Here is a 22,345-nt window from a genome sequence, read left to right as displayed (position 1 = left end):
GCTGAATGTCCGTGAAGGCCTCCTTCCCTACTCTCAAGGTAGGGAAGGAGGCCTTCACGTACTCGAGGCTCAGTCCTTCTTGGACTCGCCCTCGGGCTTGGCGCCCTCGGACTCGTCGTCCTTCTTCGGCTCTTCCGGCTCGGCGGGCAGCAGCGCGTCCAGCGCGGCTCCGGCGACCCGGCGGAACTTACGGCCACGCCGCTCCCGCTCGAGAACGGCCACTTCGAGCTTCACCGGATCCGAGTCACCGTTCGCGGGCGCCGGGGTGTTGTCGCGCAACGCCTTCACGGCGACCCCGAGTGCCACGTCCAGCTCCAGGTCCGGCTCGTAGCTCTCCTTCAGCTTCGTGGTGAGCGTGTCGGCCTGACCGCCCATCACGACGAACTTCGGCTCGTCGAAGATCGAACCGTCGTAGGTCAACCGGTACAACTGGTCATCGGCGGCGGTCGCGCCGACCTCGGCGACGCAGACCTCCACCTCGAACGGCTTCAGCTGTTCGGTGAAGATGCTGCCCAGCGTGGCGGCGTACGCGTTCGCCAGCGCACGCGCGCTGACGTCCCGCCGGTCGTACTGGTAGCCCTTCAGATCCGCGTGCCGGATACCGGCGACGCGGAGGTTTTCGAACTCGCTGTAGCGGCCCACGGCCGCGAAACCGATCCGGTCGTAGATCTCCGACACCTTGTGCAACGTCGCCGAGGGGTTCTCGGCCACGAACAGCACGCCGCCGCGGTATTTCAGCGCGACCACGCTCCGGCCGCGCGCGATGCCCTTGCGCGCGAGCTCCGAACGCTCCCGCATCAACTGCTCGGGAGAGGCGTACAACGGCATCGTCACTGTGGTGCTCCGCTCTTTCTGGCTCTCATCGGAAAGGGACAGGGAGGACGGCTAGCGCCCGCGCTCGGATCGCGCGGCCACGATGGCCTCGGCCACCGCGGTCGTCTGCTCGAGCGGCAACGCCACCGCACCCTGTTCCGCGGTGACCGTCACGATCGTCGGGAAGATCCGGCGCACCAGATCCGGCCCGCCGGTCGCGGTGTCATCGTCCGCCGCGTCGTACAACGCCTCCACCGCCACCCGGATCGCGCCTTCGGCGTCCGCGTCCGGGTCGTGCAGCTTCTTCAGCGAGCCCTTCGCGAACAGCGAACCCGAACCGATGGCGTGGTAACCGGCGCTCTCCTCGTACCGGCCGCCCGTCGCGTCGTACGAGACGATCCGGCCGGCGTGCTTCGCGTCCTCCGCGTCGAGGTCGTATCCGACGAACAGCGGCAGCACGGCCAGGCCCGCCATCGCCATCTCGAGGTTGGACTTCACGAGCCCGGCGAGTTTGTTCGTCTTGCCGTCGAGCGAGAGCGAAACACCCTCGATCTTCTCGTAGTGCGCCAGTTCGACCGCGTACAGCCGCACCATCTCGATCGCCAGCCCGGCCGAACCCGCGATACCCACCGCCGAGTACTCGTCGGTGACGTGCACCTTCTCCATGTCGCGCGAAGCGATCAGGTTGCCCGACGTCGCCCGCCGGTCACCGGCGATCAGCACCCCGCCCGCGAACTTGACCGCGACGATCGTCGTACCGTGCGGCGCGTCCAGCCCGCCCGCCCCGGCCGCGACCCGCCGTTCCGGGAGCAGCTCGGGCGCCTGCGCCCGAAGGAAGTCCGAGAACGACGAGGTCGCCGACGAGAAGTACGCGGCGGGCAGCGCCGACTTACCCGAGGTGTGTTCCATACGTGCTCAAAGTTCCAATCTGTGTGATCCGCCGGCTCCGCACAGGCGGCCGCACGGGGCCGCCGGAAACGAGTTACTCGCCGCCCTTTTGCACGTACGCGCGGACGAAGTCCTCGGCGTTCTCCTCGAGCACGTCGTCGATCTCGTCGAGGATCGTGTCGACGTCCTCACCGAGCTTCTCGCGCCGCTCCTGGCCCGCCGGACCGCCGTCCTCGAACTCTTCGTCCGAGTCGCCGCCGCCGTGCTTTTCGATCTTTTCCTGAGCCATCTCGCCTCCCGGTGTGGCCGATGTTTCCTAGCCTACCCAGCGGTCCCGACATTCCGTGGGATCCGTGATCGCTTAACCCCGATGAAAGGAAATCCCGCTAGTCCGAACCGGTGAGCGCCTCCACCAGCTCCTCGGCGGTCGCGGAGTCGTCCAGCAACTTCCCCACGTGGGCCTTCGTGCCCCGCAACGGCTCCAACGTCGGGATCCGCACCAGCGATTCCCTGCCGACGTCGAAGATGACCGAATCCCAGGAAGCCGCGGCGATGGAGTTGGCGTACTTCTCCAGCGTGCGGCCCCGGAAGTAGGCCCTGGTGTCCGAAGGCGGGGTCGTGATCGCCTCCAGCACCTCCTCCTCGGTCACCAGGCGCTTCATCGAACCCCTGGTGACGAGCCTGTTGTACAGACCCTTGTCCAGCCGGACATCCGAGTACTGCAGGTCGACCAGCCGCAATCGCGGCGCGCCCCAGGCCAGCTGGTCCCGCGCGCGGTAGCCCTCGAGCAACCGCAGCTTCGCCGGCCAGTCCAGCCTGTCCGCGCATTCCTGGGGGTCCCGCGCCAGCGCGTCCAGGATCTCGCCCCAGACCCGCAGGACCTCCTTGGAGGCCTCGTCCGCACCTGTCCGCTCGAGGTTCGCCGAAGCGATCTCGTGGTAGGCGAACTGCAGGTCCAGCCCGGTGTACTTCCGCCCGTTGGCCAGCGACACCTTCGCCTTCAGCGTCGGGTCGTGGCTGATCTGGTGCACCGCCCGCACCGGCTCGTCCAGTTTCAGGTCGTCGAACCGGATACCCGCCTCGATCAGGTCCAGCACCAGCGCCGTCGTCCCGACCTTGAGGTACGTCGAGTACTCGGCCAGGTTCGCGTCGCCGATGATGACGTGCAGGCGGCGGTACTTGTCCGCGTCGGCGTGCGGTTCGTCGCGGGTGTTGATGATCCCGCGCTTGAGCGTCGTCTCCAGGCCGACCTCGACCTCGATGTAGTCCGAGCGCTGCGAAAGCTGGAAGCCGGCTTCCTCGCTCTGCTGCCCGACCCCGACGCGGCCCGAACCCGTCATCACCTGACGCGACACGAAGAACGGCGTCAGCCCCGCGATCACCGCGGTGAACGGGGTCGAGCGCTGCATCAGGTAGTTCTCGTGCGTGCCGTAGCTCGCGCCCTTGCCGTCGACGTTGTTCTTGTACAACTGCAACGGCGGCTGACCGGGGACGGTGGCGGCCTTGCGCGCCGCCTCCTCCATGACCCGCTCGCCCGCCTTGTCCCAGATGACCGCGTCGCGCGCGTTCGTCACCTCGGGCGCCGAGTACTCCGGGTGAGCGTGGTCGACGTACAACCGCGCGCCGTTGGTGAGGATCACGTTCGCCGCGCCGAGGTCCTCGACGTCCGGGTCGTGCCCAGGGCCGCTCGGACCGGTCAGATCGAAACCACGGGCGTCGCGCAGGGGCGATTCCACCTCGTAGTCCCATCGTGCCCGCCGGGCCCGCGGGATGTCCGCCGCGGCCGCGTAGGCCAACACGACCTGGGTCGAGGTAAGTACCGGGTTCGCCGTCGCGTCGCCCGGCACCGCGATGCCGTACTCGACTTCGGTTCCCATGATCCGCCGCATACCCACCACCCTACGGGGTCGAGGCCGTGCGACGATGCCCCCCATGTCAGGCAGTGACGAACTCGTTGCGCTCTATGACCTCGGTGGAACCGAGGTGGGAGAGGCCACTCGCTCCCGGGTCCGAGCCGAAGGGCTCTGGCACGCGGCGGGCGTGGTGTTGGTCCGTTCGAGTGACGGAGGCTCGGTCTACGTGCACCTGCGCACCGCTACGAAGGACGTCTATCCCTCCACTTGGGACTGCTGGGCGGGCGGCATCGTCGCCGCGGGCGAGACCCCGGAGGACTGCGCCCGCCGTGAACTGGCTGAAGAACTGGGTGTTCACGGAGTGGAACTACGGCCGCTTTTCGTCCACGTCACCGACGACGACACGATCCGCTGTCACAACTTCGCCTTCGAAACGCGCTGGGACGGCCCCTTCGTCCATCAAGAGTCCGAAGTGGTCGAAGGACGATGGCTGACGCTGGACGAGTTGCGTTCGTGGCTCGACGATCCGGAAAGCCGGTTCATCCCGGACGGCCGCCTCGGCGCCCTGGAGTGGTTCCGGCGGCAAGCCGCCCGCTAGGCCGAACGGAGGCGTTGCGCGACGACAGGCAACAGCCGCCGGGCCGCGTCGGTCGCCCGCGCTTCGGTCCCGGCGGTCACGCTGAGCGCGGAGACGAGCTTCCCCTTGGCGAGCAACACGGTGCACGTCGTGCCTTCGCACCAAGCCCGCTGGACTTCGACACCGGACTGCTTCGTCAGCGTGAGCTTCTTGCCATCGCAGTCCGCCTGGGCGACGACGTCCGACGCGTCACGGTCGGTGTACTCGGTGACCTGGTGCTCCAGCGTCGAGCCGCTCGCGTAGGACCACGCGGCCGAGCGGCTCGTGCCGCGGGTCAGCCCGGTCAGACAGCCGGACACCTTGCTCTCGCCGGGAACGACCTCTTCCTCAGCGAGGTCCTCGTCGGTCAGCAACGCGGCGGAAACGGCAGCGGGGACCGGTGCCTTGGTCGACGGCTGCGGAACCGGGGCGGCCTGCGGTTTCACCGAAGGTTGGACCGGCTCGACCGTGGGAGTCGGGGTGGGGTCGTCGTAATAGGTGTCCAGGTCGTTGGGGCGATCGGCGCAGCCCGACAAACCGAACAGCGCGACCGTCGCCACCGCGATTACCTGCCGATGACGCACCCTCAAGCCTCCCCGCCGGACGTTTGCCGCGAGACTAGTCCAGCCCCTCAATGCCAGCCGAGGCAGGACCTGTGCCGCCAGTAGGCGACCGGTTCCTCGGCGAGCGCGGCCAGCTCCGCGAGTTCGTCCGCGGTCAGGTTCGCCTTCGTGGCAACGAGATTCTCCGCGAGCTGCGCCGTGCTCGACGGGCCGATGACCGCGACCGGCCGCCAGTCCTGCGCCAGGACCGCCGCGATCGCCACCGCGTCCGGGCCCGCCTCGTGGACCCGGGCGATACGCGCGAGCGTCGGCGGCGGCTCGACCACCAGCCTTCCGTTCGCGACGGTTTCCTTCACCAGAACCTGTTTCCCGGCCGCGCGGGCCTCCGCGAGCGCCGGGCCGACGGAGGGTTCGAGCAGGTTCCACGTCGACTGCACGGCACTGAAAACCGGCGTTCCGGACACTTCCAGTTCGAAGGCCCGCCGGACGGCGTCGGCCTGCGCCGGCCCGGACGTCGAGAACCCCACCGGGACACCGTCGGCGGCGAGCTCGGCCAGCACGCCGACGAGCCGCTCGTCGGTGAACAGCGGACTGTCCACAGTGAGCGAATGGACCTGATAGAGCGAGACCGCTTTCCCCAGCAGCCCAACGGTTTCCGCCCATTGCTCGGCGAACCTTGCCGCGGTGTGCTCCTTGACCTCGTGCACTTCCGCGTCGAGCTTCCACTCCCCCACGTAGCGGTAGCCCCATTTACTCGACACCGTCACGTCCGCGTGGGCGCGATCGGCGAGCCATCCGGCGAGGAACTCCTCCGAAGAACCATACGAACGGGCGACGTCGATCCAGCGGACGCCGGCGCGGTACGCGTCGTCCAGCACGTCGTAGGTCGCCGCGCGCATCGCCTCGATTTCACGGCCGGGTGGCAGCGCGTCGACCCGGCCGAGGTTGATGTACGCGGGCCTGCCGAGTGCCGCCAGCCCGACGGCGATTTCCGAGTCTGTCACCGGACTCCTTCGTTCTTGTGGCGGAGGATGGCGAGCCATTGACTCGAGTTCTGCGCCTGCCGGTGGAGCTTTTCGAGGCGGGCCGCCGGAGCCCGAACGTAACCCTTGCCGAAGACCGGCGCGATCTGGCGGAGGCTGGCGCCCTCTTCCCTGGCGGCGAGCAGCGCCCAGTCGGACGCGTCGGCACAGGCCGCGGAGGCGCGTCGCAGCTCACCCAGGATCTCGATGAGTTCCGGAGCGCTCACCTCCCCGGACTGGACGGCCGCCGCCGTCGTTTCCAGCCACGCCAGGACATCGGCTTCGGTGATCGGCGCGCGCGGGCGCCCGGAAGATTCGCTCACAGCGCGGAAGTATAGGGCGTTATACGCTCCCCAAGGGTGACCACCACGCCGTCGAGACCCGGCCGGTTCCCGGGCACCCGCCCCGCCAGGAGCGACGGCGAGCGCCGCACCGCGCCGAACGGATCTTCGGCCAGCCCCGTCTGCAGCAGGAGGTCGAGCAGCGCACGGCCTTCCCGTCCCGCCACGACCACCTCTCCCCCGGCCGAGATCTCCAGGTCGCCGAGCCAGCCGTAGGACGCTGTCAAGGCACGTCCGGGAGCGGGGATCGTCACCCGGAGGACTTCGACGACCCTGGTCCAGAAGTCCGGATCGCCCGGGACGAAGCATTCGAGCCAGGCGGCAGCGGGGTCGGCCGAACGCTGGAAGCTCTCGGGACTCGCGGGGTCGATGCGTCCCGAACCGCCGGCCAGGGTCCCGTCGGCCAGGACGTGCAGGCTCCAACGCTCACTGGCCCGTTCGTGCCCCGACATGCGCAGCTCACGGCCGGGCGCGGCGATCCGGCCGTCCAAGCCGTCGGGCACCTTCCCGGCCGGAAGCCCCACCCCTTGGGCGGGCAGAAAGACCGGGCCGAGGTCCTCTTCCGGCGACGCGTCACCGTTGACGATCCGGCCTTCGGTGAGACCGCTCAGTTCTTCGCGACCGGCGAGCCATGCGACCGGATCCGATGCCGAGGCGAGGTCGTCCGCCCAGGCCACCGCCGGGCCGATGAGGGTGAGCAGGCCGTAGCGGTCGAGTTCGCATTCCCAAGGCACGCCGTCGATCCGGCCGAGTGCGCTCGCCGCGCCGGCGGGCCAGGCGACGACCCGGCGTTCGACCTCCTGCACGAACCCGGTCCCGCCACCGGTGGTGACCGCCGCCTCGAGCGCGGCGGCCGGATCGGACCACTGTCCGGAGATCCGCCCGCGCCGCGCGGTCGAGAGCACCGTCCCGTCCGGTGCGACACGCACCCACCATGCCTTGCGATCGCCTTCGTAGATCGTCAGCCGCAACTCTCGGCCGGACGGGGTGAACCCGAGCCGGGCGGCCTCGATCCGCTCACGCCGCTGAACGTCGTCGCGGCCGCCGAACCAATCCCAGCGATCCGAGTCGTAAAAACTCTTGCCCATGTGCCGCAACGTAGCCGAGGCGTCGGACACATCGTCCGAAAACCGCTGGAGCACGCGATGGATTCCCGATTCACTGAACTCGAAGTCGAAGGCTCAGGAGAAGGACAATTGGGACGTTTCGGTATCTCGCTACGATTCGCGGCACTCGCGATCGTCTGGGGCGCGAGTTTTCTTTTCATCAAAGTCGGGCTCACCGGCCTGTCGCCCGCCCAGGTGGCGCTCTCCCGCGTCTGCCTCGGCGCGCTCGCGCTGATCGCGATCGCCGCCTGGCGCCGCAAACCACTCCCCCGTGATCCGGCGGTCTGGGGCCATCTCGCGGTCGTCTCGGTGTTGCTGTGCGTCATCCCGTTCCTGTTGTTCTCGTGGGCGGAGCAGTACATCTCCTCCGGGCTGGCCAGCATCTTCAACGCGACGACACCGCTGATCACCATGCTCATCGCCGCCGCGGCGCTGCCGTCCGAACGCTTCACGAAGGCGCGCACGACCGGTCTCGTCCTCGGTTTCCTCGGCGTGCTCACCATCGTCGGGGTCTGGCAAGGGATCGACGTCTCGCACGAGCTGACGGCGCAACTGGCGTGCCTCGGCGCCACGACCTGCTACGGGATCTCGTTCGTCTACGTGCGGCGGTTCATCTCGTGGCGAAACCTCGACGCGCCGACCATCGCGCTCGGACAGGTCTGCTGCGGCGCCGTCGTGATGCTGGTGCTCGCGCCGTTCATCGCGACGACGCCGGTGCGCCTCGACACGACGATCGTCCTCAGCATGATCGCGCTCGGGGCGCTGGGCACCGGGCTCGCCTACGCCTGGAACGCGTCGATCATCGCGGCGTGGGGCGCGTCGAACGCGTCGGCGGTGACCTACCTCACACCCGTTGTGGGAGTACTGCTCGGCGTCCTGGTACTCGACGAGCCGTTGGCGTGGAACCAGCCCGTCGGCGCGCTGCTCGTCGTCCTGGGGATCCTGGCCGCACACGGGCGGCTGAGTCCGCGCAAGAAGGTCGAAGAACCTGTCGCCGCATGAAATACCGAAGGGGCCCTTCGCCGCGTGTGTCGCGGTGAAGGGCCCCTTCGGTTCTCGCCTTACAGGTACTGACCGGTGTTCGTGGCGGTGTCTATGGCCCGCCCCGAATCCTGGTTCTTGCCGGTGACGAGCGTGCGGATGTAGACGATCCGCTCACCCTTCTTGCCGGAGATCCGGGCCCAGTCGTCCGGGTTGGTGGTGTTGGGCAGATCCTCGTTCTCCGCGAACTCGTCGACGATCGCGTCCAGCAGATGCTGCACGCGCAGGCCGGGCTGGTTGGTCTCCAGCACCGACTTGATGGCCGACTTCTTCGCCCGGTCCACGATGTTCTGGATCATCGCGCCCGAGTTGAAGTCACGGAAGTACAGGACCTCCTTGTCACCGTTGGCGTAGGTGACCTCGAGGAACCGGTTCTCGTCCGTCTCCTCGTACATCCGCTCGACCGTGTGCTGGATCATCGCGTCGAACGTCGCCCTGCGGTCACCACCGAACTCGGCGAGGTCGTCCGCGTGGATCGGCAGACCGTCGGACAGGTACTTGGAGAAGATGTCCTTCGCGCCTTCGGCGTCCGGACGCTCGATCTTGATCTTGACGTCGAGCCGGCCCGGCCGCAGGATCGCCGGGTCGATCATGTCTTCACGGTTGGAGGCGCCGATGACGATGACGTTCTCCAGGCCTTCGACACCGTCGATCTCCGAAAGCAGCTGCGGCACGATCGTGGTCTCCACGTCGGAGGACACGCCCGAACCGCGGGTGCGGAAGATCGAGTCCATCTCGTCGAAGAACACGATCACCGGGGTGCCTTCGGAGGCCTTTTCCCGAGCCCGCTGGAAGATCAGGCGGATATGCCGCTCGGTCTCCCCGACGAACTTGTTCAACAGTTCCGGACCCTTGATGTTCAGGAAGTAGGACTTCCCGTCCGCCGCGTCGCCGCGTGCTTCCGCGACCTTCTTGGCGAGCGAGTTGGCCACCGCCTTGGCGATGAGGGTCTTACCGCAGCCAGGAGGCCCGTAGAGCAGCACGCCCTTCGGCGGGCGCAGCTGATACTCCTGGTAGAGATCGGCGTGCAGGAACGGAAGCTCGACGGCGTCGCGGATCTGCTCGATCTGCCGGGTGAGGCCACCGATGTCCTCGTACTGGACGTCGGGCACCTCCTCCAGCACGAGATCCTCGACCTCCGCCTTCGGCACGCGCTCGTAGGCGTAGCCGGCTTTCGAATCGACCAGCAGGGAATCGCCCGGCTTGAGGGGCTGTTCGGCCAGCGGATCGGAGAGCAGGACGACCCGCTCCTCGTCCGCGTGCCCGACCACGAGCGCACGGGGGCTTCCGCCCTCGACGTCCGGGGCCAGCACCTCGCGCAGCGCGCACACCTCGCCGATCCGCTCGAAGTCACCGCCTTCGACGACGGTGAGCGCCTCGTTGAGCCGCAACGCCTGTCCGCGCTGCAGCGACGAGACCTCGACCGCGGGTGAGACCGAAACCCGCATCTTGCGGCCCGCGGTGAACACGTCCACCGTGTTGTCCTCGTATGCGGTCACGAACACGCCGTAACCGCTCGGAGGCTGGGCCAGCCTGTCGACCTCCTCTCGCAACGCGAGCAACTGGCCACGCGCCTCGCGGAGCGTCTCGACCAGTTTCGTGTTGCGTTCCGTGAGTTGGCTCACGCGTTCCGACGCCTCGGCGAGTCGCTGCTCCAGCACTCGGTTCTGACGTGGCGAATCGGTGAGCTTCCGGCGCAGCAGCGCCACTTCCTCCTCGAGGAAGCGGACTTGACGTGCCTGCTCGTCGGACAAGTTTCCAGCTCCGGTCGTTTCTGAAGGGTCGGCCTCCTCGCGCCGACCTCCGGGAAGGTCATGATGCATTGGGCACCTCCTCGGAGTGCTTTTCATTCCACGGTACCGGCGATCACCGACAATAAAAGGCCTTTCCGCATCACAAGATCGGCGCGTCGCGTTCCGGACGACCCGACTGCACGTACGTTCCCGCCGCGCAAGGGGCCATCCCGGTGCCGGGTCCGACACTCCCATGGTCACAATCCGTCCACCTGCCCTGACCTGCGACGGAATACCCGGCTCCGTCCGGGTGCAAACGGGTTCCCGGTATCAGTTCGGCCCTAATCGAGCGGCGATCCGGCTCGGTGGCTAGCATCGGGCCGACGTTCGCCGGGGAGGCGGACCGGCCTGTCGTGTTGAGCATTTTCGCAGAACAGCTAGGGGGCAACAGCCATGACTTACCCGCCGCAGCAGCCCGGCGGCCACGGACAGGATCCGTACGGCCAGCAGGGCGGGTACCCGCAGAGCGGCCCCCAGCCGCAGCAGGGGTACCCGGGTGGCGGCCAGTACGGCCAGCAGCAGCCCGGTCAGTACGGACAGGACCCGTACGGCCAGCAGCAAGGTGGCTACCCGCAGAGCGGCCCCCAGCCCCAGCAGGGATACCCCGGCGCCACGCAGCAGTTCGGCCAGCCGGATCCGTACGGTCAGCAGCAGGGCGGTTACAACGCCTACCCGCAGGAAGGCGGCTACGGTGAGCCGCCCAAGAAAAAGAAGACCGGCCTGATCGTCGGCATCGCGATCGGCGCGGTCGTGCTGGTCGGCGGCGGTGTCACCGCGCTGGTCATCGCGCTGAACTCGGGCGACGACAAGCCGACCGCGGCCCCGCCCGCCGGCTCCAGCAGCGCCGCCCCGACGGGGTCCGCTTCCGCTTCGTCGTCCTCGAAGCCGTCCACTTCCTCCACCCGGAGCAAGTCCAGCTCGCCGAGCACTTCGGCGTCCAAGGGCTCCGGCCCGGCCCCGCTGGGCAAGGCGACGCCGCAGGAAGTGGCCGACGCCGTCATCGCCGCCTACAACGCCGGCGACGGCAAAACCGTCGCGCAGTCGGCCTGCCGCAGCGTGAACACCAAGGACGAGGTGCCGATCGCCAAGGACATCAAGATGGAGAAGACCGGGGAGCTGACGATCAGCGGCGACACCGCGAAGGTCCCGGCCAAGGTCACCCAGAACGGCAAGACCGACTCGGGCAACCTGAACTTCAAGAAGGAGTCCGAGCTCTGGTGCTTCACCGGCGGCAAGGGCTGACCCGGAACCGGTGTCCAGCAGGCTGATCGCCGTTCTCGCCGGATGCGGCGCGGTCGTGGTGGGTGTCGTGGTGGGGCTGCTGCTGGTGGCCCCGTCCGGCTCCGACCCGGTCGCGTCGAGCACCGCGGTGTCCCCGCCGTGGCCGAGTTCGTCGCGTCCGGTCCCGGTGGATCCGGACGTGGCCGCGGTCGAGGTCGTCGGCAAGGCGATCGCCGCGGCCATCGTCAATCACGACGCGACGGCGTTCGGCAAGCTCACCTGCGTCCAGCAGTCGTCGGCCGATCTGGCCGAGCTCAAGCGGAAGTGGGAGGCGGCGGGCAAGGTGTCCGCGACGATCCCGGATCCGCCGACGGTCGGGGGCGATTCCGCCACCGTGACCGTCCACGTCGAAGGCGCCGGCGGCCAGAAGGACACCCCCTTCCCGCTCAAGAAGCGCGATGGGAAATGGTGCGTGCCGTAGCTCACGCCTTCCCCAAGTACATGAAGGCCCCCTTCACTGCGTCTAGCGCAGTGAAGGGGGCCTTCACGTACTTGGTGCGCGGTCAGCCTTTGCCGGAGCGGCGGTGCACCCGCGGCGAGACGGTGCCGTCGGCCAGACGGCGGGCGGTCAGCAGGAACGCGGTGTGCGCGACCATCCGGTGGTCCGGCCGCACCGCGAGGCTCACGACGTGCCAGGGCCGCATGAGCGTCTCGAAGGATTCGGGCTCGGTCCAGCACTGCTGGTCCCGCAAGGCTTCGGTGATCCGCGAAAGCTGTGTGACCGTCGCCACATAGACCGTGAGTACCCCGCCGGGCACCAAGTGCGCGGCGACCGTCTCCAGCTGGTCCCACGGCGCCAGCATGTCGAGCACCACCCGGTCGACCTCACCGGTGTGCGTCGACAGGTCCGCGACCGTCAGCGACCAGTTGTCCGGTTTGTGGCCGAAGAACTTCTCCACGTTCCGTTCGGCGTGTTCGGCGTGGTCGTCCCGGATCTCGTAGGACGAGACGGTGCCCTCCGAGCCGACCGCCCGCAGCAGCGAACAGGTCAGCGCGCCGGAACCGGCGCCCGCCTCGAGCACGCGCGCGCCCGGGAAGATGTCGCCCCACATCACGATCTGCGCGGCGTCCTTCGGGTAGATCACCTGCGCGCCGCGCGGCATCGACAGCACGTAGTCCGGCAGCAGCGGGCGCAGCGCCAGATAGTGGCTGCCGCCCGCCGAAGTGACGACCGAACCCTCCTGCGCCCCGATCACGTCGTCGTGCGCCAGCGCGCCGCGATGGGTGTGATACTGCTGTCCCTCGGCGAGCACCATGGTGTAGTGCCGCCCTTTGGAGTCGGTCAGCTGAACCCGGTCACCAACACGAAACGGCCCACGGACCGACACTGAACCTCCATATGCACACAAAACTCTGAACGACGACCGATCCTCGCAGGTGGCCGGACCGCGCTACGCCGGGGGTCGGCTGCGGGTCATCGCGGCGCGCAGGTCCTCGCGCCGGAGCACGCCCGCGGGCCTGCCTTCCTCGTCCACGACGAGGAACTGCCACGCGGCGGTTTCCCGCACCCGCTCGGCGATCTCCTCCCCCGACTCCGAGGAAAGCAGCACGGTGTCGGCGCGGATCGGCTCCGCGGCCATCTCCGCGGGCGCGTGCGGCGACGTTCCGGCCAGATGCGCCGCGGCCTGCTCGTCGAGCAGCCCGGCCGCGACCCCGTCGGCACGCACCAGGACCACCCCACGGCCGGCCGAAGCGGCCAGCGCGTCCGAGACGGGGCTTTCCGCGGGAAGCTGGAGAACGGGCCGGACGAGTTCGCTCAGCCGCACACCTTCAGGCCAGCCTCGCCGTGCTTCGGCGGCGAGTTCGCTTCGCGCGCCGAGGATCACGAACCACGCTGTCACGACACAGACCCCGAGCCGGAGCCAGCGGTCCCCGCTGCCCGCCGCCAGGCCCCAGAGCGCCCAGACGATCAGTCCGGCCGCGACGATGCCGCCACCCACGACAGCGGCACGGGTGCCCTTGTCCCGGCGGCCGGTGGCCGCCCAGACCCCGGCGCGGACCAGACGGCCGCCGTCGAGCGGGAGTCCGGGCAGGAGGTTGAAGAGCCCGACGGCGAAGTTCGCGACGGCGCATTCGGCGATGAGCAGCCACGCCGCGCTTTCCCGCGGGACGGCGAACATGAGCAGACCGCAGAAAACACCCAGCAGCAACGAAACCGCCGGTCCCGCGGCGGCGACGAGCCCTTCCTGCCGCGGCTGGCGCGGAGTCCTGGCGACCTCGGAGAGGCCGCCGAGGAGGAACAGTCGCAGGCGCCGGACCGGGATGCCGAGGCGCAGCGCCACCAGGCAGTGCCCGAGTTCGTGCGCCAGCACCGAAAGTCCGAGGAGGACCGCGAACGCGGCCGCCAGCAGCCACGAGGTCAGCGTCGTCGCACCGGGCAGGAACCGTTCGACCAGTGGCGTGTAGAGCACCACGATGATCAGGGAGCCGATCCACCACGAAGGAGCGAGCAGCACGGGGATCCCGGAGACGCGGAACAGCAGGAGACCACCCTCTGGTGCCACGCCTCGTCGAGGCGGGCCCTGCTCACCCGTCACCGCCATGTGTCAGAGCGTAGATGCCCAGGTGTGGGGTGCCGGTAACCCGCCCTTCCCGTCCGAGTGGTGTCGGTCATGCCACTCCGGTGCGTCGCGGTCCCGGAACTGTCGGTACCCGGCGCTACCCTCCCTGCATGCCCGACACCGACACGGTCACCGCCGATCCGCCGCCCGGCGCCGAAGTCCCGCGCCGTCGGCCGGCCCTGTCCCCGTCGCGTGCCAGCGACTTCAAGCAGTGCCCGCTGCTCTACCGCTTCCGCGCGGTCGACAGACTCCCCGAGATCCCGACGAAGGCCCAGCTCCGCGGCACGCTGGTGCATTCCGTGCTGGAGCGCCTGTTCTCCCTTCCCCAGGCCGATCGCACCCCTCCGCAGGCCAAGGACCTGCTGGCGCCGGCGTGGGAGGACCTGTCCGCCGAACGTCCGGAGTGGATCGAGCTGTTCGATCAGGACGATCCCGAGGCCGTCACGTCGTGGCTCTCTTCGGCGGAGCAGCTCGTGGACACCTACTTCGGTCTCGAGGATCCGCGTCGGCTGGAGCCGGAAGCGTGCGAGCTGCACGTCGAGATCGAGCTGGGCTCCGGGGTGCTGCTGCGGGGTTACGTCGACAGGCTGGACGTGGCACCGACCGGCGAGATCCGCGTCGTCGACTACAAGACCGGCGCCGCGCCCCGCGAGATCGGCGAGGCCAAGGCGATGTTCCAGATGAAGTTCTACGCCGTGGTCCTCTGGCGGCTTCGCGGAGTCGTGCCGCGTCAGCTGAAGCTGATGTACCTCACTGACGGGCAGTCCCTGGCCTACACGCCCGACGAGGGCGAGCTGGTCCGCTTCGAGCGCACACTCGAGGCGATCTGGCAGGCGATCCTCAAAGCGGGCAAGACCGGCGATTTCCGGCCCAATCCGAGCAAACTCTGCGCGTGGTGCGATCACCAGGCGCTCTGCCCGCAGTACGGCGGCACTCCCCCGCCCTATCCCGGCTGGCCCGAGCCGGATCCCGGCGAAGAGTCCGTATTGGACCGTGCGGATTAGGGTGCGGTTGTGACAGAAGCTTTCTACGTGCCGTCGGGCGATGGTCTCTTCGTCCCGACACCGCACACCGCCGGACCGTGGACCCCGGACGCGCAGCACTTCGGGCCGCCCTCGGCGTTGCTGGTCCGCGCGCTCGAAGAGGTCGAAGCGCCGCACGCGAGCCAGCTCGCGCGGGTGACGATCGAGATCCTCGGGCCCGCGCCGCTGAAGGAACTTTCGGTGCGGGCGTGGGTGGAGCGGCCGGGCCGGTCGGTCGAGTGGCTGGCGGCCGAGCTGTCCCACGGCGAACGCGTCGTCGCCCGCGCCTCGGCGTGGCGCATCGCGACCTCGGACACCACCGCGGTGGCCACGGCGGAAGGTCCCGCCCTGCCGTCGCCGGACGGCCTGCCGACGTCGAACTGGCCGGAGGGCTGGAACGGCGGCTACCTCGACGCCGTCGAATGGCGGCGGGTCGAGGGCGCGCTGGACGAACCCGGTCCGGCGACGGTCTGGGGCCGCCAGCGGGTCGCCCTCGTCGACGGGGAGAAGCCGAGCGCGCTGCAGCGGCTGTTCGTCCTGGCGGACTCCGGCAACGGGATTTCGAACTTCCTCGACCCGCGTGAGTGGTGGTTCATCAACTCGGAGCTGACCGTGCACCTCCTCCGCGTCCCGCTGGGCGATTGGATCGGCGTCGACGCGGCCACCCTGATCGGCCCGCACGGCATCGGCACGGCGAAGACCACGTTGCACGACACGGCCGGGCCGATCGCCTCCGGGACGCAGGCTTTGCTCGTGCGACCGCGACAGGCGGACTGATAGACGCGCTTTCTGAGCTCGTTTCCAATAGCCTTCCCGGAACAACAGACGAGGGAGCGCTCCGGCATGCAGATCACCTCGGTGGTCAACCAGAAAGGCGGGGTCGGCAAGACCTCACTCAGCGTGGGCGCGGCGGCCGCATTGGCCGAACGCGGTCGCCGGGTGCTGCTGATCGACCTCGACCCACAGGGCCACGCGACCACCGAACTCCTCGGCCTGGACGAGGTGGCGCCGGATATGCCCAGCCTGGCGAAAGCCCTGACCAAGGTGTGGAAGGGCCCGATCGAGGAACTCGCCGTGCGGCATCCGCGCAGCAACCTCGGCCGGGGCGGCGCGTTCGACGTCATCCCCACCTCGCCGGGCATGTTCGACCTGATCCGGCGGCTGGACCAGTTCCGCGTCCCGGGCTGGCAGCTGGCCAGGGTCATCCAGTTCGCGAACTACGACCACGTCATCATCGACTGCCCGCCCGCGCTCGACGTGCTGACCAACAACGCGCTGGCCGCCTCGCACGGGATCCTGGTGCCGGTGCAGCCGGACAGGACGAGCATCCGGGCGCTGCGCCTGCTTTCGGACCAGGTGCGCTACGTCGAACAGACCGTCGGCCGTCCGCCGATCGCCTACTACGGCCTCGTTCCCGGGCTGTACCGCCGCCCGATCTCGCATTACGCGGCGGCCGCGCTGCAGGAGCTGTACACGTTCGGGATCCCGATGCTTTCGCACGTCCCGCTCGGCGTGGTGATGAACGAGGCCGCCGCGCACGGCGTGCCCGTGACGACCTACGCGCCGGAAACCCTGCAGGCGCTGTCGTTCCGGGAGATCGCGGAAACGCTGGACGGGTACCTGCGGAACCACCCGGCTCCGGCGATCGTGCCCGCGGACGAGGAGTTCGTCTTCGAGGACTTCATCACCGAGGTCTCGGTCACGCGCAGCGCCAACGACAACGGCGCACGGAAGAAGCTCTACGACCTCATGCCCAAGAAGCCGAACCGGCCTCGGTAAGGCACCTCTAGCGCGTGAAGGCCCCCTTCCCTCGGCTGAGCCGAGGGAAGGGGGCCTTCACGCGCAAACGGATTAGAGCCGGCAGGCCCGGATGTCCGAAGCCAAAACGGCCTTGGCGCCGGTCTCGGCGAGTTCGTCCATGATCCGGTTGACCTCCTTGCGCGGGACCATCGCCCGCACGGCCACCCAGTCTTCGTCCGCCAGCGGCGCGACGGTCGGCGACTCGAGGCCCGGCGTGATCGCGATCGCCGCGTCGAGCAGCGAACGCGGGCAGTCGTAGTCCAGCATCATGTAGTGCTGGGCGAAGACGACACCCTGCAGCCGCGCCTGCAGCTGATCCTTGGGCCGGGTGTGCTCGGTGCCCGCCCGCTGCAACAACACCGCTTCCGAGACACAGATCGGGTCCCCGAAGGCCACGAGGTTGTGCTGGCGCAGCGAACGACCGGACTCGACGACATCGGCGATGGCGTCGGCCACGCCGAGCTGGATCGAGATCTCGACGGCGCCGTCGAGGCGGATGACCTCCGCCTCCACCCCGTGCTGCTTGAGGTTCTCGCGCACGAGCCGCGGGTACGAGGTCGCGAGACGTTTGCCCTGCAGATCCGTGGCCTTCCAGTCCCGGCCCGCCGGGGCGGCGTACCGGAATGTGGAACCGCCGAAGCCGAGGCCGAGGATCTCCTCGACCGGGGCGCCGGAGTCGAGCGCGAGGTCGCGGCCGGTGATGCCGAGATCCAGCTCGCCGGATCCGACGTAGATCGCGATGTCCTTGGGACGCAGGAAGAAGAACTCGACCTCGTTGATCGTGTCCAGCACGGTCAGGTCGCGGGCCTCATGTCGCTTGCGGTAACCGGCCTCTCCGAGCATCTCCGACGCGGCGGCGGCGAGGGCTCCCTTGTTAGGCACGGCGACACGCAACATTGCTTCTCCTTGGTTCTCCGGACGCGAACGCGTCACAGGTACCGGTACACGTCCTCTGTCGACAGTCCACGGCCGAGCATGAGCACCTGCAACCGGTACAGCAGCTGTGAAATCTCCTCCGCGAGCCTCTCGTCGGATTCGTGCTCGGCGGCGATCCACACCTCGCCCGCTTCTTCGAGCACCTTCTTGCCCTGCGCGTGCACTCCCGCGTCCAGAGCGGCGACGGTGCCGGAACCGTCGGGGCGCGTACGGGCGCGGTCGGCAAGCTCGGCGAACAGCTCATCGAAGGTCTTCACAGTCTGGAGATCCTTCCATCCGCGCCCGCGTCGCGCTGCCCCGGGCCGGTGTGATGCCATCGGCGTCACACCTCAGAACAGCGTCGAGCCGCCCCGCTCGAAGTCGAGCAGGTGCCGCTTCCGTTCGACACCACCGCCGTAGCCGGTGAGATCGCCGTTCGAGCCGATCACGCGATGGCACGGCACGATGATGCCGATCGGGTTCTTCCCGTTCGCGAGCCCGACAGCCCGGGACGCGGCGGGCCTGCCGAGCCGGTCGGCCAGTTCGCCGTAGGAGACCGTCTCGCCATATGGGATCCCGAGCAGACCTTGCCAGACCATCCGCTGGAATTCGGTGCCGCCGAAGCTCATCGGCAGAGCGAAGTCCTTCCGCTGGCCCGCGAAGTACTCCTTGAGCTGCCTCTCGGTCTCCACGAAGATCGGCGCGCCCGGATCCGGATGGCCGAAACTCTCCTCGGCCGGACGATGCCGCTGCTGGACCATGTACAGACCGCAGAGGCTTTCGTCGTCCGCGACCAGGGTCAGCCGGTCGTACGGGCTGTCGATGACGGTGTGTGTACGCATGACGCTCCTGCTCAGGCGGCGGGCAGCCGGTTGATCGGGTGATCTCCGGTCGCCCAGAGGTGTTGGACGGCGTAGGCGCGCCACGGGCGCCAGCGTTCGGCGTGTTCGGCGAACGCGGCCGGGCCGAGGCCGAAGCCCTTCGCGGCGACTTTGACGCCGAGATCGGTCGGGAGGAAGGCATCCGGGTCGCCGAGCGAGCGCATCGCGATGCTCTCGACGGTCCACGGGCCGAAGCCGGGCAACGCGTGCAGCCGTTCCCGGGCGCGCTGCCAGTCGCTGCCCGCCCCGAGGTCGAGGTCGCCGTCGATCAGCTCGGCGACGAGACCGAGCAAGGTCCGCTTGCGGCTCTGCGGCATCGCGAGGCTTTCCGGGTCGATGTCCGCGAGTGCGGCGGCGTCCGGGAAGACGTGGGTGAGGCCGCCCTCCGGATCGTCGACGGGCTCACCGTGCGCGACGACCAGCCGGGCCGCGTGCGTGCGGGCGGCGGCGGTGGACACCTGCTGGCCCAGAACGGCGCGGACGGCGAACTCGTCACCGTCGACGGTCCTCGGCACCCGCCTGCCGGGCGCGGCACCCACGAGCGGGCCGAGGAGGCTGTCCGTGGCCAGGGCGTCGTCGACCGCGACAGGGTCCGCGTCGAGGTCGAGCAGGCGGCGGCAGCGGCTGATCGCGGTCGAGAGGTCCCGCAAATCCGACAGGGTGAGACGGCAGCCGATGTGGCCGTCTTCGGGTTTGAGCGCGACGACGGCGGGGCCGTGCGGCAATCGCAGCGTCCGGCGGTAGGCGCCGTCGCGCCACTCCTCGACGCCGGGGACGCCGGTCGCGACCAGATGTCCGAAGAGGTTGTCCGGGAACAACGGCTTCCGGTACGGCAGGCGGAGGTTCAGCGTTCCGGGCGCGGTCGCCGGCGCGGTGCGCACCCGGGCCCGCAACTCGGTCGGGGACAGCGCGAAGACCTCGCGGACGGTGTCGTTGAACGTCCGGACACTGCCGAACCCGGCGGCGAGCGCGACGTCGATCATCGACAGGCCGGTCGTTTCGATCAGCAGCCGCGCCGTTTGCGCCCGTTGTGCCCTGGCGAGGCTGAGCGGGCCCGCTCCGAGTTCGGCGCGGACGTGCCTCTCGACCTGCCGGACGCTGTAGCCCAGCTGGGCGGCCAGACCGCTCACGCCATCGGTGTCGACGACGCCGTCGGCGATCAGCCGCATCGCCCTGGCCACCAGGTCCGCGCGCTCGTTCCACTGCGGCGAACCGGGACTCGCGTCCGGACGGCACCGTTTGCAGGCGCGGAACCCGGCCTCCTGGGCGGCCGCCGCGCTCGGGTAGAACGTCATGTTCTCCGGTTTGGGCGGGACGACCGGGCAGCTCGCCCGGCAGTAGATCCGCGTCGTCAGGACGGCGGTGAAGAACCAGCCGTCGAAACGGTCGTCCTTCGCCTGGACCGCACGGACGCAACGCTCGAAATCCTCATGCACCCAGCCAGCATCACCGACCTCGCGGCCGGGGTCTAGCGGAAATGCGACATGGCTGTCAGGGCAGGAGCGCGGTCAAGGCGGGCACGTCGAGGCCGACGAGCGTCGAGCGGAACACGCGCCGTTCTCCCGGCTCGACGTCGACGTCGTTGGGGATCACCACCACCGTGCACCCCGCCGCAGCCGCGGAAGCCGCGCCCGGCGGCGAATCCTCGAAGGCGACGCACCGGGAAGCCGGGACTCCCAGCAACTCCGCCGCCAGCCGATACGGCCTGGCGTCCGGCTTGTTCAGACCATCGACCTCGTCACCGCAGACGGTGGCGGCGAAGTACTCGCGGCCGATCGTGTTGAGGGCGAGTTCGGTCAGCGACCTTTCGGTGGAGGTGACCAGCGCCATCGGCACGCCTTTGGCGCGCAACAGTTCGAGCAACTCCTGCGCGCCGGGGCGCCAGGGAAGGGGGCCGTCGAAGAGGTTGGCCGTGCGCTTGCGGATCCACTCCCCCATCTCCGCGATCGACTCGGGGGTGACGGGCTTCCCGCACACTTCGAGCAGGAAGGCTGCCGTCTCGTCCATATTGGACCCGACCAGGCTCAACCGCTGTTCCTCGGTCAGCGTGCCGCCGAGGCTCTCGACGGCCTCGTAGAGGGCGACGTCCCACAGCTTCTCCGAGTCGACCAGCGTGCCGTCCATATCCCACAGCACGGCGGCGAGTCCGTCCCTTGTGGACGGTTCGGTCACGGCTCCCCCTCACGATCGGGCCTTGCACGATTCGGCGTTCCGTACCCCACGGTAGCCGAGCGGGGATCACGCCGATCTCGAGGCATCTTGCCCTGAATGTCGCATTACCACGCACCTGGGCGGTTCGCCCTTAGCGAAGGCGATCGGACATGCTCAACGGCGCACGGCCACCTGGTCGTAGGCTGGTCCGGTGAGTGAGCCCGTCGACGAGACCCAGCGGCCCGGCCGCGACCACCCGGATGAGACCAAGCCGATCATGATCGTCGCCTTCGAAGGATGGAACGACGCAGGTGACGCGGCCAGCCGGGCGGTCGAGCATCTGCAGCTCAACTGGGATGCGACACCGCTGACCGAGCTGAGTCCGGACGAGTACTACGACTTCCAGGTGAGCAGACCGACCGTACGCATGGTGGACGGCGTCACCCGAAGGGTCGACTGGCCGACCACGCGGCTCTCGGTTTGCCGCCCGGAAGGCGTCAGCCGGGACATCGTGCTGGTCCAAGGACCCGAACCGAACATGCGCTGGCGTGCCTTCTGCGCCGAACTGCTGGAGCACATCCAGCAACTGGACGTCGCCACCGTCGTCACCCTCGGCGCACTCCTGGCCGACACCGCGCACACCCGGCCCGTCCCGGTCACCGGGACAGCGTACGACAAGGACACCGCTTCACAGTTCGGCTTGGAGCTGAACAACTACCAAGGCCCGACGGGCATCGTCGGTGTCCTGCAGGACTACTGCGTGCAGGCGGGCGTCCCGGCGGTGTCGATCTGGGCGGCCGTGCCGCACTACGTCTCGCATCCGCCGTCGCCCAAGGCCACGCTCGCGCTGCTGCACAAACTCGAGGACGTGCTCGACGTGGAGATCCCGCTCGGCGCGCTTCCCGAGCAGGCCGAGGAGTGGCAGCGGACGGTCACCGAGATGGCCGAAGAGGACGAAGAGATCACCGAGTACGTCCGGGGGCTCGAGGAACGCGGTGACGCGGAGACCGAGTTCACGCTCGACGACGTGAGCGGCGACAAGATCGCGGCCGAGTTCGAGCGGTACCTGCGGCGTCGTCGTCCCGGCCAGGACGGTCCGGGGCGAGGCTGAGCGCACAGTCTCGTGAGTGGTGAGGACGGTTAGAGCCAAGGGTGTCTTAGATACCTACTGGACTCCGGCTTCGGTCGATCCGAAGCCTTCACGGACTTCAAGCGGAGCGAAGAACCGAGGTCGGACCTGTTCAAGGACGACGGGGTCGCGGGGGCACTCCAGTCTCGTACCGGTCACGACACCCCTTGTGGCGGCTGAGCGTGGAGGATTCAGGACGTTCAACGTCCTGAATCCTCCACGCTCGACCATGCCGCCGCGAGAACTCGCCGTCGCGCCGGCCGGTCGGGCGTCGAAGTCGACGATGAAGGAATTGGGACGTTCAGTGTCCTGAATCCTTCACCGTCGCGAGGCATCAAGGTCATGCCAGCATCCAGCACGAGCTTCGCAAGCTGAGCGCACAGCTTCGTGAGTGGTGAGGACGGTTATTGAGGGGTAAGTCAAATGTGGCGTTGTCACGTCTCTCTATGTCGAAGCCTCTGCTTTCACACTTGCCTGCATCACGTACTCGGGGAAGGTGTGAAGGTCGAGTTTCCTCGGCTGAGCCGAGGGAAGGGGGCCTTCATGCGGTCTCGCTGTGACTGCTGGTG

Annotated in this window: 24 protein-coding genes; 8 read left to right on the top strand and 16 right to left on the bottom strand. The window is 68.7% G+C overall.

Translation table 11 applies throughout. The features are described from left to right. Positions 1–69 precede the first annotated feature (69 nt). From prcA to dop, 4 genes are all read right to left on the bottom strand, one after another. Entirely contained in the window at positions 70–834 is a 765-nt protein-coding gene (prcA, locus tag HDA45_RS40630; protein ID WP_184904674.1) for a proteasome subunit alpha, read from the bottom strand. Positions 835–885: 51 nt separating this feature from the next. Next, complete coding sequence (gene prcB / locus HDA45_RS40625) at positions 886–1,722, bottom strand: proteasome subunit beta (protein ID WP_184904672.1); 837 nt, start codon at positions 1,720–1,722, stop codon at positions 886–888. 73 nt (positions 1,723–1,795) lie between these two features. Beyond that, a complete protein-coding gene (locus tag HDA45_RS40620) occupies positions 1,796–1,990 on the bottom strand; it encodes a ubiquitin-like protein Pup (RefSeq protein ID WP_037319666.1) in 195 nt (64 codons plus the stop codon). A 97-nt stretch (positions 1,991–2,087) separates the two neighbouring features. Continuing rightward, the gene (gene dop / locus HDA45_RS40615) at positions 2,088–3,590 is read right to left on the bottom strand and encodes a depupylase/deamidase Dop (protein WP_184904670.1); all 1,503 of its coding nucleotides are present in this window, start codon (positions 3,588–3,590) and stop codon (positions 2,088–2,090) included. A gap of 43 nt (positions 3,591–3,633) precedes the next feature. On the opposite strand from dop, the gene HDA45_RS40610 reads away from it, so the two are divergent. After that, positions 3,634–4,152, top strand: a complete 519-nt coding sequence (locus HDA45_RS40610) for an NUDIX domain-containing protein (RefSeq protein WP_184904668.1) — start codon at positions 3,634–3,636, stop codon at positions 4,150–4,152. On the opposite strand, the gene HDA45_RS40605 is transcribed toward HDA45_RS40610, so the two are convergent. Genes HDA45_RS40605 through HDA45_RS40590 form a run of 4 tightly spaced genes read right to left on the bottom strand, consistent with a single transcriptional unit; the run spans position 4,149 to position 7,184 of the window. Next, positions 4,149–4,754 carry a hypothetical protein gene (locus HDA45_RS40605; RefSeq protein WP_184904666.1) on the bottom strand — a complete coding sequence of 202 codons (606 nt, stop codon included), beginning with the start codon at positions 4,752–4,754 and terminating at the stop codon, positions 4,149–4,151. The genes HDA45_RS40610 and HDA45_RS40605 overlap by 4 nt on opposite strands. 47 nt (positions 4,755–4,801) lie before the next feature. After that, positions 4,802–5,776 carry an aldo/keto reductase gene (locus tag HDA45_RS40600; protein ID WP_221471379.1) on the bottom strand — a complete coding sequence of 325 codons (975 nt, stop codon included), beginning with the start codon at positions 5,774–5,776 and terminating at the stop codon, positions 4,802–4,804. Further along, the gene (locus HDA45_RS40595) at positions 5,734–6,078 is read right to left on the bottom strand and encodes a hypothetical protein (protein ID WP_184904662.1); all 345 of its coding nucleotides are present in this window, start codon (positions 6,076–6,078) and stop codon (positions 5,734–5,736) included. Before HDA45_RS40595 ends, HDA45_RS40600 begins: the two co-directional genes overlap by 43 nt. Further along, positions 6,075–7,184 (bottom strand): hypothetical protein, encoded by a 1,110-nt coding sequence (locus HDA45_RS40590; protein WP_184904660.1) that lies wholly within the window; start codon positions 7,182–7,184, stop codon positions 6,075–6,077. Before HDA45_RS40590 ends, HDA45_RS40595 begins: the two co-directional genes overlap by 4 nt. A gap of 108 nt (positions 7,185–7,292) precedes the next feature. On the opposite strand from HDA45_RS40590, the gene HDA45_RS40585 reads away from it, so the two are divergent. Then, positions 7,293–8,204: a DMT family transporter gene (locus HDA45_RS40585; protein WP_184904658.1), complete on the top strand. Its 912-nt coding sequence runs from the start codon at positions 7,293–7,295 to the stop codon at positions 8,202–8,204. 59 nt (positions 8,205–8,263) lie between these two features. Here the strand turns inward: HDA45_RS40585 and arc are convergent, their stop codons facing one another. Beyond that, positions 8,264–10,066, bottom strand: coding sequence for a proteasome ATPase (gene arc, locus HDA45_RS40580; RefSeq protein WP_184904656.1), 1,803 nt, complete (start codon positions 10,064–10,066; stop codon positions 8,264–8,266). Between the two features lie 363 nt (positions 10,067–10,429). Between arc and HDA45_RS40575 the strand changes: the two genes are divergently transcribed. Then, positions 10,430–11,278 carry a nuclear transport factor 2 family protein gene (locus HDA45_RS40575; protein WP_184904654.1) on the top strand — a complete coding sequence of 283 codons (849 nt, stop codon included), beginning with the start codon at positions 10,430–10,432 and terminating at the stop codon, positions 11,276–11,278. A gap of 10 nt (positions 11,279–11,288) precedes the next feature. After that, positions 11,289–11,738, top strand: coding sequence for an MTB12 C-terminal domain-containing protein (locus tag HDA45_RS40570; RefSeq protein ID WP_184904652.1), 450 nt, complete (start codon positions 11,289–11,291; stop codon positions 11,736–11,738). 82 nt (positions 11,739–11,820) lie between these two features. Here HDA45_RS40570 and HDA45_RS40565 read toward each other — a convergent pair whose 3' ends face one another. Both HDA45_RS40565 and HDA45_RS40560 read right to left on the bottom strand, forming a co-directional pair. Then, on the bottom strand, positions 11,821–12,645 hold the full coding sequence (locus HDA45_RS40565) for a tRNA (adenine-N1)-methyltransferase (protein WP_184904650.1): 825 nt from the start codon (positions 12,643–12,645) through the stop codon (positions 11,821–11,823). Between the two features lie 63 nt (positions 12,646–12,708). After that, a complete protein-coding gene (locus tag HDA45_RS40560) occupies positions 12,709–13,860 on the bottom strand; it encodes a M50 family metallopeptidase (RefSeq protein ID WP_184904648.1) in 1,152 nt (383 codons plus the stop codon). Positions 13,861–13,988: 128 nt separating this feature from the next. Between HDA45_RS40560 and HDA45_RS40555 the strand changes: the two genes are divergently transcribed. From HDA45_RS40555 to HDA45_RS40545, 3 genes are all read left to right on the top strand, one after another. Further along, positions 13,989–14,882 (top strand): RecB family exonuclease, encoded by an 894-nt coding sequence (locus HDA45_RS40555; RefSeq protein ID WP_184904646.1) that lies wholly within the window; start codon positions 13,989–13,991, stop codon positions 14,880–14,882. Positions 14,883–14,891: 9 nt separating this feature from the next. Beyond that, positions 14,892–15,677 carry an acyl-CoA thioesterase domain-containing protein gene (locus HDA45_RS40550; protein ID WP_184904644.1) on the top strand — a complete coding sequence of 262 codons (786 nt, stop codon included), beginning with the start codon at positions 14,892–14,894 and terminating at the stop codon, positions 15,675–15,677. A 66-nt stretch (positions 15,678–15,743) separates the two neighbouring features. Beyond that, the gene (locus HDA45_RS40545) at positions 15,744–16,679 is read left to right on the top strand and encodes a ParA family protein (protein WP_184904642.1); all 936 of its coding nucleotides are present in this window, start codon (positions 15,744–15,746) and stop codon (positions 16,677–16,679) included. A gap of 72 nt (positions 16,680–16,751) precedes the next feature. Here the strand turns inward: HDA45_RS40545 and hisG are convergent, their stop codons facing one another. The 5 genes from hisG to HDA45_RS40520 form a co-directional block, all read right to left on the bottom strand. Then, on the bottom strand, positions 16,752–17,597 hold the full coding sequence (gene hisG / locus HDA45_RS40540; protein WP_184904640.1) for an ATP phosphoribosyltransferase: 846 nt from the start codon (positions 17,595–17,597) through the stop codon (positions 16,752–16,754). Between the two features lie 32 nt (positions 17,598–17,629). After that, positions 17,630–17,893, bottom strand: a complete 264-nt coding sequence (locus HDA45_RS40535; protein ID WP_101607665.1) for a phosphoribosyl-ATP diphosphatase — start codon at positions 17,891–17,893, stop codon at positions 17,630–17,632. Between the two features lie 72 nt (positions 17,894–17,965). Beyond that, a complete protein-coding gene (locus HDA45_RS40530; protein ID WP_184904638.1) occupies positions 17,966–18,457 on the bottom strand; it encodes a methylated-DNA--[protein]-cysteine S-methyltransferase in 492 nt (163 codons plus the stop codon). An 11-nt stretch (positions 18,458–18,468) separates the two neighbouring features. Then, positions 18,469–19,932: an AlkA N-terminal domain-containing protein gene (locus tag HDA45_RS40525; protein WP_184904636.1), complete on the bottom strand. Its 1,464-nt coding sequence runs from the start codon at positions 19,930–19,932 to the stop codon at positions 18,469–18,471. 55 nt (positions 19,933–19,987) lie between these two features. Further along, complete coding sequence (locus HDA45_RS40520; RefSeq protein WP_184904634.1) at positions 19,988–20,668, bottom strand: HAD-IA family hydrolase; 681 nt, start codon at positions 20,666–20,668, stop codon at positions 19,988–19,990. A gap of 190 nt (positions 20,669–20,858) precedes the next feature. Between HDA45_RS40520 and HDA45_RS40515 the strand changes: the two genes are divergently transcribed. Next, positions 20,859–21,758 (top strand): PAC2 family protein, encoded by a 900-nt coding sequence (locus tag HDA45_RS40515; protein WP_184904631.1) that lies wholly within the window; start codon positions 20,859–20,861, stop codon positions 21,756–21,758. The last annotated feature ends 587 nt before the right edge of the window (positions 21,759–22,345 follow it).

Origin of the sequence: Amycolatopsis umgeniensis, assembly GCF_014205155.1 — a bacterium.
Lineage (GTDB): Bacteria > Actinomycetota > Actinomycetes > Mycobacteriales > Pseudonocardiaceae > Amycolatopsis > Amycolatopsis umgeniensis.
This window is presented reverse-complemented; position numbering and strand designations above follow the sequence as displayed.

Bases quoted from the DNA above. Each gene is read 5' to 3' on its own strand.
- HDA45_RS40600 (WP_221471379.1), bottom strand. From the start codon at position 5,776: ATGGCTCGCCATCCTCCGCCACAAGAACGAAGGAGTCCGGTGACAGAC.
- dop (WP_184904670.1), bottom strand. From the start codon at position 3,590: ATGCGGCGGATCATGGGAACCGAAGTCGAGTACGGCATCGCGGTGCCG.
- HDA45_RS40545 (WP_184904642.1), top strand. From the start codon at position 15,744: ATGCAGATCACCTCGGTGGTCAACCAGAAAGGCGGGGTCGGCAAGACC.
- hisG (WP_184904640.1), bottom strand. From the start codon at position 17,597: ATGTTGCGTGTCGCCGTGCCTAACAAGGGAGCCCTCGCCGCCGCCGCG.
- HDA45_RS40590 (WP_184904660.1), bottom strand. From the start codon at position 7,184: ATGGGCAAGAGTTTTTACGACTCGGATCGCTGGGATTGGTTCGGCGGC.
- arc (WP_184904656.1), bottom strand. From the start codon at position 10,066: ATGCATCATGACCTTCCCGGAGGTCGGCGCGAGGAGGCCGACCCTTCA.
- prcB (WP_184904672.1), bottom strand. From the start codon at position 1,722: ATGGAACACACCTCGGGTAAGTCGGCGCTGCCCGCCGCGTACTTCTCG.
- HDA45_RS40610 (WP_184904668.1), top strand. From the start codon at position 3,634: ATGTCAGGCAGTGACGAACTCGTTGCGCTCTATGACCTCGGTGGAACC.
- HDA45_RS40620 (WP_037319666.1), bottom strand. From the start codon at position 1,990: ATGGCTCAGGAAAAGATCGAAAAGCACGGCGGCGGCGACTCGGACGAA.
- HDA45_RS40575 (WP_184904654.1), top strand. From the start codon at position 10,430: ATGACTTACCCGCCGCAGCAGCCCGGCGGCCACGGACAGGATCCGTAC.
- HDA45_RS40530 (WP_184904638.1), bottom strand. From the start codon at position 18,457: ATGCGTACACACACCGTCATCGACAGCCCGTACGACCGGCTGACCCTG.
- HDA45_RS40560 (WP_184904648.1), bottom strand. From the start codon at position 13,860: ATGGCGGTGACGGGTGAGCAGGGCCCGCCTCGACGAGGCGTGGCACCA.
- HDA45_RS40555 (WP_184904646.1), top strand. From the start codon at position 13,989: ATGCCCGACACCGACACGGTCACCGCCGATCCGCCGCCCGGCGCCGAA.